The organism is Niveispirillum sp. FG148, from assembly GCF_057809655.1.
Window position 1 is genome coordinate 159996 of sequence record NZ_JBMDKJ010000003.1, and the last position, 14271, is coordinate 174266.

General features: G+C 63.3%; 15 protein-coding genes. 7 read left to right on the forward strand and 8 right to left on the reverse strand.

Features of this window, described 5'->3' with window-relative positions:
• Window positions 1–133: 133 nt before the first annotated feature.
• The 3 genes from rnhA to ACODTW_RS04320 are packed head-to-tail and all read right to left on the reverse strand — an operon-like array spanning window position 134 to window position 1852.
• Window positions 134–598, reverse strand: a complete 465-nt coding sequence (gene rnhA, locus ACODTW_RS04310) for a ribonuclease HI (protein WP_488944683.1) — start codon at window positions 596–598, stop codon at window positions 134–136.
• Entirely contained in the window at window positions 595–1563 is a 969-nt protein-coding gene (locus ACODTW_RS04315; RefSeq protein ID WP_488944684.1) for a homoserine kinase, read from the reverse strand. The genes rnhA and ACODTW_RS04315 overlap by 4 nt, the downstream gene beginning before the upstream one ends.
• A gap of 31 nt (window positions 1564–1594) precedes the next feature.
• On the reverse strand, window positions 1595–1852 hold the full coding sequence (locus tag ACODTW_RS04320) for a hypothetical protein (RefSeq protein ID WP_488944685.1): 258 nt from the start codon (window positions 1850–1852) through the stop codon (window positions 1595–1597).
• Here ACODTW_RS04320 and ACODTW_RS04325 point away from each other — a divergent pair.
• The 3 genes from ACODTW_RS04325 (at window position 1845) to ACODTW_RS04335 (ending at window position 3116) form a co-directional block, all read left to right on the forward strand.
• Window positions 1845–1988 carry a hypothetical protein gene (locus tag ACODTW_RS04325; protein ID WP_488944686.1) on the forward strand — a complete coding sequence of 48 codons (144 nt, stop codon included), beginning with the start codon at window positions 1845–1847 and terminating at the stop codon, window positions 1986–1988. The two genes, ACODTW_RS04320 and ACODTW_RS04325, sit on opposite strands and share 8 nt — an antisense overlap.
• A gap of 56 nt (window positions 1989–2044) precedes the next feature.
• Window positions 2045–2722 (forward strand): PspA/IM30 family protein, encoded by a 678-nt coding sequence (locus ACODTW_RS04330; protein WP_488944687.1) that lies wholly within the window; start codon window positions 2045–2047, stop codon window positions 2720–2722.
• 100 nt (window positions 2723–2822) lie between these two features.
• Window positions 2823–3116, forward strand: a complete 294-nt coding sequence (locus ACODTW_RS04335; protein WP_488944688.1) for a PspC domain-containing protein — start codon at window positions 2823–2825, stop codon at window positions 3114–3116.
• Window positions 3117–3187: 71 nt separating this feature from the next.
• On the opposite strand, the gene hisS is transcribed toward ACODTW_RS04335, so the two are convergent.
• The 3 genes from hisS to ACODTW_RS04350 form a co-directional block, all read right to left on the reverse strand.
• Window positions 3188–4564 (reverse strand): histidine--tRNA ligase, encoded by a 1377-nt coding sequence (gene hisS / locus ACODTW_RS04340; RefSeq protein ID WP_488944689.1) that lies wholly within the window; start codon window positions 4562–4564, stop codon window positions 3188–3190.
• 52 nt (window positions 4565–4616) lie between these two features.
• Window positions 4617–5078 (reverse strand): hypothetical protein, encoded by a 462-nt coding sequence (locus tag ACODTW_RS04345; protein WP_488944690.1) that lies wholly within the window; start codon window positions 5076–5078, stop codon window positions 4617–4619.
• 111 nt (window positions 5079–5189) lie between these two features.
• The gene (locus ACODTW_RS04350) at window positions 5190–5651 is read right to left on the reverse strand and encodes a pentapeptide repeat-containing protein (RefSeq protein WP_488944691.1); all 462 of its coding nucleotides are present in this window, start codon (window positions 5649–5651) and stop codon (window positions 5190–5192) included.
• A gap of 287 nt (window positions 5652–5938) precedes the next feature.
• Between ACODTW_RS04350 and ACODTW_RS04355 the strand changes: the two genes are divergently transcribed.
• Together ACODTW_RS04355 and ACODTW_RS04360 are read left to right on the forward strand one after the other, a co-directional pair.
• Complete coding sequence (locus ACODTW_RS04355) at window positions 5939–8110, forward strand: ATP-binding protein (protein ID WP_488944692.1); 2172 nt, start codon at window positions 5939–5941, stop codon at window positions 8108–8110.
• A gap of 92 nt (window positions 8111–8202) precedes the next feature.
• Window positions 8203–9270 carry a homocysteine S-methyltransferase family protein gene (locus tag ACODTW_RS04360; protein ID WP_488944693.1) on the forward strand — a complete coding sequence of 356 codons (1068 nt, stop codon included), beginning with the start codon at window positions 8203–8205 and terminating at the stop codon, window positions 9268–9270.
• A 12-nt stretch (window positions 9271–9282) separates the two neighbouring features.
• Here ACODTW_RS04360 and ACODTW_RS04365 read toward each other — a convergent pair whose 3' ends face one another.
• Both ACODTW_RS04365 and ACODTW_RS04370 read right to left on the reverse strand, forming a co-directional pair.
• Window positions 9283–9714 carry a type II toxin-antitoxin system VapC family toxin gene (locus tag ACODTW_RS04365; protein WP_488944694.1) on the reverse strand — a complete coding sequence of 144 codons (432 nt, stop codon included), beginning with the start codon at window positions 9712–9714 and terminating at the stop codon, window positions 9283–9285.
• Window positions 9711–9998, reverse strand: a complete 288-nt coding sequence (locus ACODTW_RS04370; RefSeq protein WP_488944695.1) for a FitA-like ribbon-helix-helix domain-containing protein — start codon at window positions 9996–9998, stop codon at window positions 9711–9713. Before ACODTW_RS04370 ends, ACODTW_RS04365 begins: the two co-directional genes overlap by 4 nt.
• 93 nt (window positions 9999–10091) lie before the next feature.
• On the opposite strand from ACODTW_RS04370, the gene metH reads away from it, so the two are divergent.
• Window positions 10092–12776 (forward strand): methionine synthase, encoded by a 2685-nt coding sequence (gene metH, locus ACODTW_RS04375; RefSeq protein WP_488944696.1) that lies wholly within the window; start codon window positions 10092–10094, stop codon window positions 12774–12776.
• 158 nt (window positions 12777–12934) lie between these two features.
• The gene (locus ACODTW_RS04380; protein ID WP_488944697.1) at window positions 12935–14182 is read left to right on the forward strand and encodes a class I SAM-dependent methyltransferase; all 1248 of its coding nucleotides are present in this window, start codon (window positions 12935–12937) and stop codon (window positions 14180–14182) included.
• Window positions 14183–14271 lie beyond the last annotated feature (89 nt).

Sequence of the window (14271 nt, forward strand, 5' to 3'; positions counted from 1 at the left end):
AAATGTTGCAAGGGACGCGACCATGCCAATGGTTGCCCGACCACGCAATCATACAGCCGAACAACGTTAATGGCAAAGGCAAGATCGGCTTTTCGTATACATTAACCAATTGGCCGCAGGTCATAGAACCGGGTCAGCCGCCGTTGCGGGCCTCTTTCAGGCCATCGCGCGCCAACTGGTCGGCGCGTTCATTCTCCGGGTGGCCGGCATGGCCCTTGACCCAATGGAATTCCACCTGATGGCGGGCCACCAGATCGTCCAGCCGGCGCCACAGATCCTCGTTCTTCACAGGGTCCTTGGACGCCGTGCGCCAGCCATTCTTCTTCCAGCCATGGATCCAGGTGGTGATGCCGTTCTTCACATACTGGCTGTCGGTATGCAGCCGGATGGGCACCGACCGCTTCAGGGATTCCAGCGCGCTGATGGCGGCCATCAGTTCCATGCGGTTATTGGTCGTGTCGGGTTCTCCGCCCTTCAGTTCCTTTTCGACGCCGTTCCAGCGCAGCAGCACACCCCAGCCGCCGGGACCGGGATTGCCCGAACAGGCCCCGTCGGTATAGGCGTCGACAAACTTGTCGCCCGGTTCCACGTCGCTCACGGCCGGTCCAGCCCGTAATCGGCGAAATGGCGGATCTGTTGGTGGAAGCGCAGCTTGTGCAGATATTCCAGCGGATCCTTGCGCTTGACCATGGCGCCCGCGGGCGTATTCAGCCAATCGTAAAGCCGGGTCAGCAGAAACCGGATGGCACTTCCGCGCGCCAGCAGGGGCAGCGCCTCGCGCTCGGCAGCGCTCAACGGCCGCACCCGCTCATAATTGGCCAGCAACAGCCGCGCCTTGGTGACGTTGAACGATCCGTCCGCCTCGAAACACCAGGCATTCAGGCAGATGGCGATGTCGTAGGCCAGCAGGTCATTGCAGGCGAAATAGAAATCGATCAGGCCCGACAGCTTGCCATCGCTGAAGAAGACATTGTCGGGAAACAGGTCGGCATGGATGATGCCGGCCGGCAGATCGGCAGGCCAGTTGGCTTCCAGATAGTCCAACTCACCCGACAGCACATCGGCCAGGCCGGGCTTCACCTCGTCCGCGCGGGCGCGCGACGCGTCGAACAGCGGCCGCCAACCGGCCACCGACAGGGAATTGCGGCGCGACAGGCCGAAACCGTCGCCCGCCAGATGCAGCCTTGCCAGCCCTTCACCCAGGCCGGCGCAATGGTCGGCCGTGATGCGGCGTGGCCACATGCCCTTCAGGAAGGTGACAATGACGGCGGGGCGACCGCACAAGTTGCGCAGTGCCTCCCCATCCCGGCCCGCCACGGGCTGCGGACAGGTCAGGCCGCGGGCGGCCAGATGATCCATCAGACCCAGAAAGAAGGGCAGGTCGGCCGGGTCCACCCGCTTTTCATAAAGCGTCAGGATGAAGGGACCGCGATCGGTCACCAGCAGGAAGTTGGAATTCTCCACACCCTCGGCGATGCCCTTGCAGGACATCACAGCGCCCAGATCATACTGGGCGACGAACGCGCGGACATCCTCGTCGGAGACTTCGGTATAGACGGCCATGGCCGATGGGTAGCCGGTTCCGCCGCCCCGGTCAATCGCCCAGACGCCGCACCATGGGCAAGATGAAATCGCGCGCGGTGGCCGCCCCGGATTGCGAATTGGCGAATTCCACCACTTCATCGCCAAACCAACCAAAGCCCCACGCCGCCCCCACAACGGACACCGGGAGAAATGGCAGAAATCCGCCATTCCAGACTCCCAGAAAGCACTTGGCACGCCCCTTGCTGTAAGAGAGGCATGGCCGCACCGGCCACCGAAATTCGAACCCGATGGAGACGACAATGACCACGATGACCTTCTTCGCCAACCGCGCCGCCCGCAACGCCAAGCTGACCGGCAATGTCGACCTGTCCAGCCTGACCGAGATGCTGCCGGTCCTGCTGGCCGCCCTGGTCTGCGTCGTCGCCCTGAACACCCTGGTCTGATCCGGCGCGACACCCTTCCAACCCCCTCTGTTTTCCCCGTCAGAAGGAGCCCCGAAATGGGCCTGATCGACCGCCTCGGTGATGTCATCAATGCCAACCTGTCCAGCCTGCTGGACCGCTCGGCCGACCCGGAGCAGACGCTCAACCAGGCGATCCGGGAGATGGAGGACACGTTGTCCGAAGTGCGCTGCGGCACCGTGCGCATGATTGCGGAAAAGAAGGAACTGGCCGCCAACTGGCGCGCTGCCGAGTTCGAGATGCTGGAATGGGAACGCAAGGCGGAAATCGCGCTGGCCCATAACCGCGAGGACCTGGCCCGCGCCGCACTGGGCGCCAAGGATGAAATCCGCCGGGCTGCCGCCCCGGCAGAGGCCGAGATCAAGGCCCTGGAGGCCGCCATCGTCCGCATGACGGAAGATGCCCGCGCCCTGGAGGACAAGCTGGCCGAGGCGCATGCACGGCGCCGGGGCCTGGCCGCCCGCTATCGCGGGGCTGTCGACCGGCTGCGGGCCCGCACCACCCTGTACGATGGCCGCCTGGACGAGGCGCTGGCCCGCAGCCGCGAGCTGGAACGCGAGATCGACCATGTGGAAGCCGCCGGCGACGCCTTGTCCATGGGCCGGCCGCGCACCCTGAAGGATGAATTCGCGGACCTGGAAAACCGGGGTCGCCTGGATGACGAACTGGCCGCGCTGAAGAAGCGCATGGCCGACCGCGGCGGAGCCGCGAACTGAAAAACCGTGGCGGAGCCGCGAACTGACAACCGAGAAGTACCCCTGGCGCCCGGGGATTGGCGACAGGATTGACGACACCATAGGAACGATGGAGAGAAACGTGAGCCGCTATAACCGCCATTTCGACCGCTTCGCCCAGCGCTTCCAGGGCGGCAAGCTGTACAAGAACAGCGTCAACGGCATCATCTTCGGCGTCTGTGCCGGGGTGGCCGAATGGCTAGGGGTCAAGGCACTGGCGGTGCGTATCGCCGCCGTGCTGGGCCTGATCTTCCTCTCCGGCCCGACGATCATCGCTTATTTCGTTGCGGCGCTGATCCTGAGCAATCGTCCCACGGCCCGCTATGACCGCTATGCCCGCGCCTTTGGCGAGGATTACGGGTCCTGGCGCCGCTGATCCGGGGGGGGATCGGGGGACGGATCGGGCGGGGCAGAGCACCCCGCCCGATTTGTTTTACGCAGGTCGGATTAAGCCTCTTGGTCCTCGTCGGTCATGATCCCCTTCAGCGCCTGCACCAACCCAGCGCGATCCGCTGACACCTGCCCACCGGTGACCATGTCCTTGACCAGGACCCCACCCTTCGCCTTCTCATCCGCACCCATGATGATGGCGTAACGGATGCCGGCCTTGTCGGCATATTTGAACTGCTTGGCCGGCTTGTCGGGCGACAGGTAGATTTCCGTGTTGATGCCAGCCGCGCGCAACTCCGCACCGATCGACAGGTAGTCCGTCAGCAGGGCGGGGTCGAACTGGGTGACCAGCACCTGCACGCAGCTGTCGCCATCCTTGACGATGCCGGCCTGTTCCAGCGCATAGAACAGGCGCGTCAGGCCGATGGAGATGCCCACGCCCGGCAGCTTGGACTTGGTGTAGAGCCCAGCCAGATTCTCATACCGCCCACCGGAGCAGACGGAGCCCAGCGAGGGGTGATCGGTCAGAAACGTCTCATAGACCGTGCCCGTGTAGTAATCCAGGCCACGGGTGATAGCGAAGTTAATTCCAAAATTCGTGTCAGGAACGCCCATCGCTTTCAAGCAGCTGACTACCTCTTCCAATTCCAAGATACCGGAATCAAGAGTAGCATTGCCCCCTCCGATTCGTAAAATTCTAGCATTTTTAAGCATCTCCTCGGGTGACCCGGTAAGTGACACCAGAGTTAAAAGTCCCTTCGCTTTATCCTCCGATAGCCCAATTTCGTCGGAAAGGAGCCTTCTCTTAACTTCGTCAATACCAATTTTATCCAGCTTATCGATTTCACGGAGAATCAAGGCTCCCCTTTCCGAACCGGCCTCTCCCATCGCCTCCATATAGCCAAGGAGGATCTTTCTATTGGAAATGTTGATCTTGAAGTTACCGACATTCAGTTCCGTGAACACGGAATAGATGACGGCCGGCATTTCCGCATCATAGGCGACGGGCAGGCTGTCCTTGCCGATCACATCGATGTCGCACTGGTAGAATTCGCGGTACCGGCCCTTCTGCGCCCGTTCGCCGCGATAGACACGCTGCATCTGATAACGGCGGAAGGGGAAGGCCAGGTCGCGCTCATATTGCGCCACATAACGGGCCGTCGGTACGGTCAGGTCGAAACGCAGGGCCAGATCGGGCTTGTGCCCCTGTTCGATGGCGCCCGTCGACTGCACGAAATAGACCTGCTTTTCCGTCTCCCCGCCCGACTTGGACAACAACACGTCCGCCACTTCGAACACCGGCGTTTCCACGGGGATGAAGCCGAACCGTTCGTAATTGCGGCGGATGGTGTCCAGCATGCGCTGGAAGGCGATCTGCCGGCGCGGCAGCAGTTCCATGGTGCCGGCAGGCGTGCGGGGGGCGATCAGGGCCATCGGTCAGGTTCCGGACGGAATTGCAAAAAAGGCTGCACGCCTTTTACCCAGGTCACACGGCGTCCGCCACCCTCAAAGCCGCCGGGCGGGCCATGCCGCTTTGGACCCTGCCCCAATCAGCCAGCCAGCCGGCCGCCGCCTCCCCATCGGCAAAGGGCACGATATCCAGCCCCGGCAACAATCCACGCAGGATGGAGGGAATGGCCTCATATCCCGGACGCAGCAGATGAGCACAGGCGATCGTGCGCCGCCTGCCCATCAGGGCCGGAATATAGAGCGGCAATTGACGGATGCAGGCCCAATCGATCGTGCCGGTGAAGTTACGCATATCCACGAGAAAGCGGTCATTCTCGCCCAACCAGCCCTGTTGATGGCAAATCTCCACCGCCGTCACCAAATCAGAAGTCGGGGCCTCGCCCGAAATATCGACGACGATCAGGCCTCCGCTGAAAGAAACGGATATGTGTCCCGTCCGATGCCCGACCGTAAACATAGGCTTCTTCAATCCGCTCAAACCGAAAGGCGGGGTGATTTAAATTTAGTATACGAAAATGTCAATAAACGCGTTAACTCCCCTATCAGGGGAACAGGCACGGGTCACGGTCGCCGTAACGCGAATACCCGATCAATGGCACTGCCCGACAGAACCGTCACCGCAGATCCGGCCATCGCTCCACACCGCCTTCGACAGATCGGCGTTACGCAGATCCGCCCCATCCAGCCGGGCCCCGGTCAGGTCGGCGCCCTTCATCACGGCCCCAACCAGCTTGGCATTGCGCAGGTCCGCACCCTTCAGGCTGGTCCCGACCATCTCGGCGCGGGTCATGTCGGCCTCGATCAGGCGGGCACCGTCCAGAACGGCGCCATCCAGGCGTGCAGACAGAAACTTGGCGCGATAGGCATCAGCATCGGTCAGGCGCGCCTGGGACAGGTCGCTGCGCTGGAACGTGGCCTCACGCAGCATGGCGCCATCCAGCACCACGCCCTTCATATCCCGCCCGTCGAGATAGCAGCGGCGCCAGTTGACATTGGGTGCGGCCGGGTCGGTACACGCGGCAAGGGCGCTTCCCGCGGAAAGCAGGGCCACGGCCAGTACCAAGGCCGGACACCGAAGCGAAAGGCGGTAAACCCGCCCGGAAGGGCTATTGCTCATGGATAAAGAGATAAGGTGCCCCCGCCCATCTGCCAACAGGCAATCGTCAACGCCGGCTGAGGAAAAGAGCGACCAAGACAAACACGGACCAAACTGCTAATCAGAAGGGAACTGGTGAACCGGTGGTTAACGACGGCTCGGGCCCCGGCCAACCAAGGCAAGACATAGATCGGGATCGCGCGGGGATAATGGCCTTACAGCGTTTTCTGGACCGCTCCGGTATGGTCCGCTGGTTTTGGGCGCCGCTGGTCGCGACGCTTATCCTGTCCGCGCTGTGGGTTGGTCTGTCGTCCGCCTTGGCCCGGCGTCCCTTGGCCCAGGATGGCGTTCTGGACCTGCGGAACTGGGACTTTGCGCGCGACGGTCTGGTCGATCTGGAAGGGGACTGGCAGTTCTGGCGCGACCGGCTGGTGCAGCCGGCGGACATCATCAATGGCGCCACTCCGTCACCGGCGCTGCTGGCCGTGCCCGGTCGCTGGACCAATCAGAAGGTCGGCGATGTGCCGCTGACCGCCGAAGGCATCGGCACCTACCATTTGCGGGTGCTGCTGCCACCCAACGCACCGCCGCTGGTCATGCGCCACAATCAGCGTTTCGTGGCCTGGAACGTCCTGGTCAATGGCCAGCCGGCCCTTTTCGCCGGCAAGGTCGGCCTTGATGACCGTTCCACCAGCAGCGTGGGGCAGAAGGCCATCGCCGCCGTCTCCCCCGTCGACGGCGTGCTGGACATCACGGTGCAGGTGGCGGCATTCGGTGGCTATGGCGGCATCCCCCGCGCCCTGCTGCTGGGCGATGCGGACCGCATGTATGGTGACTGGCAGCAGGAACTGGCGTTCCGCACGGCCTTCCTGTCGGTCTGCCTGTCCATCGGCCTTTTGTATCTGATCCTCTATGTCCTGCGCCCGCGCGACCGGGAGTGTCTGGTCTTCGCTGTGATGTCGGTGGCCATTGCCCTGGTGCAGCTGACATCCAATACGCCGCTGGGCAGCGAAGTGCTGTACACCATGCCCGGCAAGCTGCTGGCCTTTCTGAACAATGTGATGTTCCCCTTCGTCTGGCTGTCCTGCCTGGCCAGTGCCGCCCTGCTGTTTCCGGGCGCGATGCGGCGGGGAATGGCTTGGCCATCGATCGCCTTCATCGTCGCTGTCCCTGTCGCCAGCCTGTGGACGCTGGAATTTCCCTGGCTGTTGACCTGGACGGCAACGATCGGCCTGATCCTGGCGATGATGACCCTGCTGGGCACCACCCTGGCTGCCGGGGCACAACGCCAGCATCTGGCCCTGCCCATGGCGCTGGCCTGGACTGTGCTGGGTTTTGCCAATCTGGCCCTGGTCCATCGCGTCGGGTTCACGGGCATCATGGAAGCCGGATATTGCTTCATGCTGTTCCTGCAGGCCGTGCTGCTGATCGACCGTCTGCGCCATCTGCTGGATCAGGCAACGCAGTCCAACGCGCGGCTGGCCGCACTGAACGGCGCGTTGGAGGGTCAGGTGGCCGACCGCACGCGCCATCTGTCGGAAACCGTGGACCGGTTGCAGCATGCCCAGGCCCGGCTGGTGCAATCCGAAAAGCTGGCCAGCCTTGGGCGTCTGGTGGCCGGCGTCGCACATGAGGTGAATACCCCCGTCGGCACCGCCCTGACCACGGCCACGCACCTGTCGCAACAGGTTGACGCTGCGGAAAAGGCCATGGCCAACGGCACCCTGACCCGCCGGCAGCTGGCCGATTTCCTGACCGAGGTGAAGGAGGCGGCGAGCCTGTTGACCTCCACCGTCGAACGCACGGCCGCCGTCGTGCAGAGCTTCAAGCAGGTGGCCATCGAACGCACGGATGAAGGGCGCCGTCGCCTGGACGCGCATGACCTGCTGACGGAAATCCGCCCCGCGCTGGAGGTGCGAACCGACGCGCCGCATGTGACGTTGAAGATCGAAACCCGACCGGGGCTGGTGCTGGAAACCAATGCCGGGGTGCTGGGCCAGGTGATCGGACAGCTTCTGTCCAACTGCATGGACCATGCCTTTCCGGACAAAAGAGCCGGCATCATTCGTGTCGCCGGCTGGCTGACCCCCGACGGCTGGCTGGAACTGGTGGTGGAAGATGATGGTATCGGCATCGATCCCGACATCCGCCCCCGCCTGTTCGAACCGTTCGCCACCACCGGAAGGGCTGAGGGACGGACGGGTCTGGGCCTGCACATGGTCTACACGCTGGTCCATGGGCCGCTGGGCGGCACCGTCGAGTTGCTGGACCGGCCCGATGGCGGCACCTGCGCCATCATCCGCCTTCCCTGCACCCCCGCCAGCAGCGGCGATGCCCCGGCCCCCCAACCCCGTAATGCCGTGGATACGGAAGCCGCAGCCAACGGCGACGGCATGCCTGCCATCATCACATAAAGATATCTTTATGTTTGCATGCGTAGGGACGCCGGGTTAGAACCGGTGAACGGGCTTTCACGCCCGGAACCGGTGTTGAAGGGGGGTGTGTCATGACCAGATCGGAACGGTTGTCGCGGCTGCGGGACATTGCGCGCCAGCGTATCCTGGTGATCGACGGGGCCATGGGCACCATGATCCAGCGCCACAATCTGCAAGAGGAAGATTACCGGGGGGTGCGGTTCAAGGACTGGAACCGCGACGTGAAGGGCAATAACGATCTGCTGTCCATCACCCAGCCCAAGATCATCTATGACATCCATGCCCAGTACCTGGATGCCGGCGCGGACATCATCGAGACCAACACCTTTAATTCCACCAGCATCTCCCTGGCCGATTACGGCATGGAGGAACTGGCCTATGAGCTGAATTTCGAAGGCGCGAAGCTGGCCCGCCAGGCAGCCGATGCGGCCGAAGCCGCCGATCCGACCCGCCCCCGTTATGTCGCCGGCGCGCTGGGCCCCACCAACCGCACGGCCAGCATCAGCCCCGTGGTCACCGACCCCGGCTTCCGCAATGTCGATTTCGACGAGCTGCGTCTGGCCTACAAGGAACAGACGGCCGGCCTGATCGATGGCGGGGCCGATCTGCTGATGGTGGAAACCATCTTCGACACGCTGAACGCCAAGGCGGCCCTGTTCGCGATCGACGAGGTGATGGAGGAAAAGGGCCTGGACCTGCCCGTCCTGATTTCCGGCACCATCACCGACCGGTCGGGCCGCACCCTGTCGGGCCAGACGACGGAAGCCTTCTGGAACAGCCTGCGCCATGTGAAGCCGTTCAGCGTCGGGCTGAACTGCGCGCTGGGTGCGGATCTGATGCGCCCCTATATCCAGGAACTGTCGCGTATCGCCGATGTCTATGTCTCGGCCTATCCCAATGCCGGCCTGCCCAACGAGTTCGGCCAGTATGACGAGAAGCCCGAACATATGGCCGCCGACCTTCAGGGCTGGGCCAAGGATGGGCTGGTGAATATTGTCGGCGGCTGCTGTGGGTCCACGCCCGACCATATCCGCGCCATTGCCGAAAGCGTGAAGGGGCTGCCGCCGCGCGAGCCGGCCCATCCGGAACCGGCCATGCGCCTGTCGGGTCTCGAACCCTTCACCATGCCAGCCTTTTAAGGCGGGGAAGGATCAGGTGCCCGCTGCTGTCGCCCAGGGATCAATCAGGTTAACGCCCGCATCGGCGAAGTGGCGGATGTTGCGGGTTGCCAGCGTCGCGCCATGGGCGAGGCAGATGCCGGCGATCATGGCATCCCGATGGTCCACCACGACCCCTGCACGCTTGCGGTTGCCCTGCAGGACCGCTGCCCGCCGTGCCGCTTCTTCCGATAAGGTCAATACTGGCTGGATCAGCATCTCTGACAACAGAACTCTGGTTCTTTTGGCCAGTTCGTCGCGCCGCCGGCCCGCATCGAGCCGTTCCACGCCCATCCACAATTCAAAAATGGTGATTGTCGTTGTCACCAGTTCATCAACTCGTTGCGCATCCAACCAGCGTATGATTGCGGGATCCGCCACTTCCGCAGTGACGGCGGAAATGACGTTTGTGTCCAGGACGATCACGTTGAATAGTCCGGTACCTGCCAGTTGCTGCCCCGCAGTTCCTCTATCTCCCCGTCCCGGAATCCATATCCAGAGCCGGCGAACAGGGCCGATATCCGCGTCCCTATGCCGGGCTGGCGGTCGGGTTTCGGTGGCAGCACGTCGTCCTGCACGGTACTCGCCACGTCGACAAGAATGGCCTGCACCTCGTCATCCAGCGAGCGTCCGTGCTGCTGCGCACGGGCCATCAGTCGCTTCAGCGTATCTGCATCCAGCTTCGTTGTCAGTATGCCTACATGACCCATCGCCACCTCCCGGTCGACCCCATCCGTGATATAGCACGCCTGCCCCCGCCTCCCAAGTCCTCCCCCCCCCCGCCAAAGCCCCCGAGACCGATCATGACCACCGCCCCCCGCACTGCCAGCTTCATCAATGTCGGCGAGCGCACGAACGTCACCGGTTCGGCCAAGTTCAAGAAGCTGATCCTGGACGGCAATTACGAGGCGGCGCTGGACGTCGCGCGGGAACAGGTGGCCAACGGCGCCCAGATCATCGACGTGAACATGGACGAGGCGATGCTGGACAGCGAGGCGGCGATGGTCCGCTTCCTGCGCCTGATCGCGTCGGAACCGGACATCGCCCGCGTGCCCGTGATGATCGACAGTTCCAAATGGAGCGTGATCGAGGCGGGGCTGAAGAATGTCCAGGGCAAGGCCATCGTCAATTCCATCAGCCTGAAGGAAGGCGAGGACCTGTTCGTCGCCCAGGCCAAGAAGATCCGCCGCTATGGTGCGGCCGTGGTCGTCATGGCCTTTGACGAGAAGGGCCAGGCCGACACGCGCACCCGCAAGCTGGAAATCTGCAAGCGGTCCTATGATGTTCTGGTGAACAAGGTCCGGTTCCCGGCCGAAGACATCATCTTCGACCCCAATGTCTTCGCCGTTGCCACGGGCATTGAGGAGCATAACAACTACGCCGTCGATTTCATCGAGGCGGCGCGCGATATCCGCCGCGCCTGCCCCGGCGCCCACATCTCCGGCGGCCTGTCCAACGTGTCGTTCAGCTTCCGCGGCAACAACACCGTGCGCGCGGCCATGCACAGCGTCTTCCTGTATCACGCCATCCCGGCCGGTATGGACATGGGCATCGTCAATGCCGGCGAATTGCCCGTCTATGACGATATTCCGGAGGAACTGCGCGAGCGGGTGGAGGATGTGATCCTGAACCGGCGCGAGGATGCCACCGACCGCCTGTTGGAAGTGGCCGACAAGTACAAGGGCGGGGAGAAGAAGAAGGCCGCCGATCTGGCCTGGCGCACCCGCCCCGTCACCGAGCGCCTGGCCCATGCCCTGGTCCATGGCATCGACGAATTCATCGACATTGATGTGGAGGAGGCGCGGCTGGCGGCCGTTCGTCCCCTGCATGTCATCGAAGGCCCGCTGATGGATGGCATGAACATCGTCGGCGACCTGTTCGGTGCCGGCAAGATGTTCCTGCCGCAGGTGGTGAAGTCGGCCCGCGTCATGAAGAAGGCCGTGGCCTGGCTGCTGCCCTATATCGAGGCGGAAAAGGACGGGGCCAAGTCGGAACCGGCGGGCCGCGTGCTGATGGCAACCGTGAAGGGTGACGTACACGATATCGGCAAGAACATCGTGGGCGTGGTGCTTCAGTGCAATAATTTCGAGGTGGTGGATCTGGGTGTGATGGTGCCGTGTGCCCGCATCCTGGAGGAAGCCAAGGCCCATAACTGCAACATCATCGGCCTGTCCGGCCTGATCACCCCGTCCCTGGACGAGATGGTGTTTGTCGCCAAGGAGATGCAGCGCACGGGCATGAAAATGCCGCTGCTGATCGGCGGGGCCACCACGTCCAAGGTGCATACAGCCGTCAAGATCGACCCCAATTATGACGGCCCCGTCGTGCATGTGCTGGACGCCAGCCGGGCTGTCGGCGTGGCGCAGAGCCTGCTGAACGCCGATAACGGCCCGCTCTACAAGGCCACCATCAAGGCCGACTACGCCCAGATGCGCGAGGCCCATGCCCGCAATCAGCTGGCCCGCGCCCGCCTGCCCTTCACCCAGGCCCAGGCCAACGCGTTGAAGCTGGACTGGGCCGCCTATCAGGCGCCGCAGCCGCTGAAGCCCGGCGTGACGGTATTCGAGGATTATGATCTGGCCGAGCTGGTCAGCCGCATCGACTGGAAGCCCTTCTTCCAGGCCTGGGAACTGCACGGCAATTTCCCCGCCATCCTGGAGGATGCGAAGGTGGGCGAGAGTGCGCGCGCGCTGTGGGCCGATGCCCAGGTCATGTTGCAGCGGATCGTGGGCGAGAAGTGGCTGTCGGCCAATGCCGTTGTCGCCCTTTGGCCCGCCAACAGTGTCGGCGACGATATCGAGCTTTATACCGACGAGACCCGCACGGCCGTGCTGGACCGGCTGCATATGTTGCGCCAGCAGATGGCCCGTGACCCCGGCCGCGACCGCGCGCACCTGTCGCTGGCCGACTATGTCGCGCCCAAGGGCAGCGGGGTGGCCGACTGGGTGGGTGGCTTCGCCTGCACAGCCGGCATCGGGCTGGAGGAACGGGCCAAGGCGTTCGAGGCCGCGCATGATGATTACAGCGCCATCCTGCTGAAGGCGCTGGGCGACCGTCTGGCGGAGGCCTTCGCCGAACGCCTGCATGAACGCGTGCGCACCGAATTGTGGGGCTATGCCGCGGGCGAGAGCCTGAGCAACGAACAGCTGATCGCCGAGGAATATCGCGGCATCCGCCCCGCACCCGGTTATCCCGCCTGCCCCGACCACACGGAAAAGGCCACCCTGTTCCGCCTGCTGGATGCCACGCGCGTGGCCGGCATCACCCTGACGGAAAGCTTCGCCATGGTGCCGACGGCCGCCGTGTCGGGCTGGTACTTCGCCCACCCGGATGCAAAATATTTCGGCGTCGCCAAGATCGAACGCGATCAGGTGGCCGACTATGCCGCGCGCAAGGGCATGAGCCTGTCGGAGATGGAACGCTGGCTGGCGCCCAACCTGAACTATGACCCCGACGCGGCCGACCGGGCGGCGGTGACCGCGGCCTGACGCCCGCCACCCCGCCCCCAACCGGAAAAAAGCGCCCGACAGGATTACCCACTTGTCGGGCGCTCAGCACATCCCCCGTCTACCGCTGGCACGCTTGCACCCACGAACGGGCATGATTATTCTCGCGCCCCGGGGCATGCCGTATTCTGGAGGTTTTCGTGAGTGGTGTTGCATCTGTCGTGGGCCTGATCAGTCACGATATCATAAGTGGCCGTATCGCCAGGTCCGATCTGACAGATAATTCCATCACTGTCATGGTCAACGGACAGCCCAAATTTTCTGTCGATTTATTGGCGGGTTCGCACGAATACCATACCGTTCGTGACCAGGGCAGCCATATTGACTTTGAACTGAAAACCAACCTTCCCCTGGGTCCGGAAACGCTGACCATTGAGGTTGTGGACGGCCAGGGCAAGCTGCTGCCCGGTGGCAAGGCGGTGCTGAAGCCGCTGACCACGCGCGTCGTTTCCGACTATATCCAGGAACTGAAGGTCTGGCTGGACAAGCGGTTCAGCCGCGCCGGCTTCGTGGATGGCTGGTATTATGGTCACCAGCCCGTCTATGGCTTCCGCAAGGGCCATTCGGAACCGAACTGGCATGATCGCTATATCATCTCCTACGCCATCATCCGCAAGCTGGCCCATCTGAGGTTCGCTTCCTTCCTGGATGCCGGCGGGGCGGAAGGGTACAAGGCGGCGCTGGTGAAGGATGTGTTCGGCGCCGACGTCACCTCTTGCGACCTGTCGCAGGAGGCGTGCAACCGCGCCCAGGATCTGTATCAGATCAAGACGGCGCAGATCGACCTGCACAAGCTGCAATTCGCCGACGAAAGCTATGACGTCGTCCTGGCCAGCGAGACCATCGAACATGTGTTCGATCACACCCGCGCCATTGATGAATTGCTGCGCGTGGCCAAGAAGGCGGTCATCATCACCGTGCCGCATGAAACGCCGGAGCAGGTGGCCGACGCCGTGAAGCGGGAAGAGCTGCACGGCCATATCCATTACTTCGACACCAAGAGCTTCAATTATCTGCGCGAACGCGGCTATCAGGTCTATGCCGAGCCGATCCTGTCTTTGCAGCGCATGCGCCGGGCCCTGGCCGTGCTGATGGAAGCGGATATGGAGCGGGTGCGCCATTATCGGTCCCCCCTGGCCCGCCTTCTGGTCCGGCTGACCGCCTTCCTGTTCAAGCCGATCTTCAACCAGAAGGTTGCCAGCGCCTTCATGGAAGGCGACCACGCCTCTGCCGCCGCCGGCCGCTATGCCGGCGTCGTCGCCGTCATCGTCAAGGACCCCGCCGCCTGGAGCGACCAGCCGCTGCGCCCCGTCAGCATGGAACACGTCACCGGCTTCGCCACAGCCCCGCTGACGGTGGACAGCCCGGTGCGGCCTGCGGTGGTTTGAGGGGGGGCGGGGCGGCAATTAGGTTTCCAGCCGCCCCCGCCTTCGCCTGCACCGCCTTGCCCGCCCTATCGCAAGATGCCATATTGATG

Bases quoted from the DNA above. Each gene is read 5' to 3' on its own strand.
- ACODTW_RS04315 (WP_488944684.1), bottom strand. From the start codon at position 1,563: ATGGCCGTCTATACCGAAGTCTCCGACGAGGATGTCCGCGCGTTCGTC.
- ACODTW_RS04325 (WP_488944686.1), top strand. From the start codon at position 1,845: ATGACCACGATGACCTTCTTCGCCAACCGCGCCGCCCGCAACGCCAAG.
- ACODTW_RS04330 (WP_488944687.1), top strand. From the start codon at position 2,045: ATGGGCCTGATCGACCGCCTCGGTGATGTCATCAATGCCAACCTGTCC.
- hisS (WP_488944689.1), bottom strand. From the start codon at position 4,564: ATGGCCCTGATCGCCCCCCGCACGCCTGCCGGCACCATGGAACTGCTG.
- ACODTW_RS04355 (WP_488944692.1), top strand. From the start codon at position 5,939: ATGGTCCGCTGGTTTTGGGCGCCGCTGGTCGCGACGCTTATCCTGTCC.
- ACODTW_RS04360 (WP_488944693.1), top strand. From the start codon at position 8,203: ATGACCAGATCGGAACGGTTGTCGCGGCTGCGGGACATTGCGCGCCAG.
- ACODTW_RS04370 (WP_488944695.1), bottom strand. From the start codon at position 9,998: ATGGGTCATGTAGGCATACTGACAACGAAGCTGGATGCAGATACGCTG.
- metH (WP_488944696.1), top strand. From the start codon at position 10,092: ATGACCACCGCCCCCCGCACTGCCAGCTTCATCAATGTCGGCGAGCGC.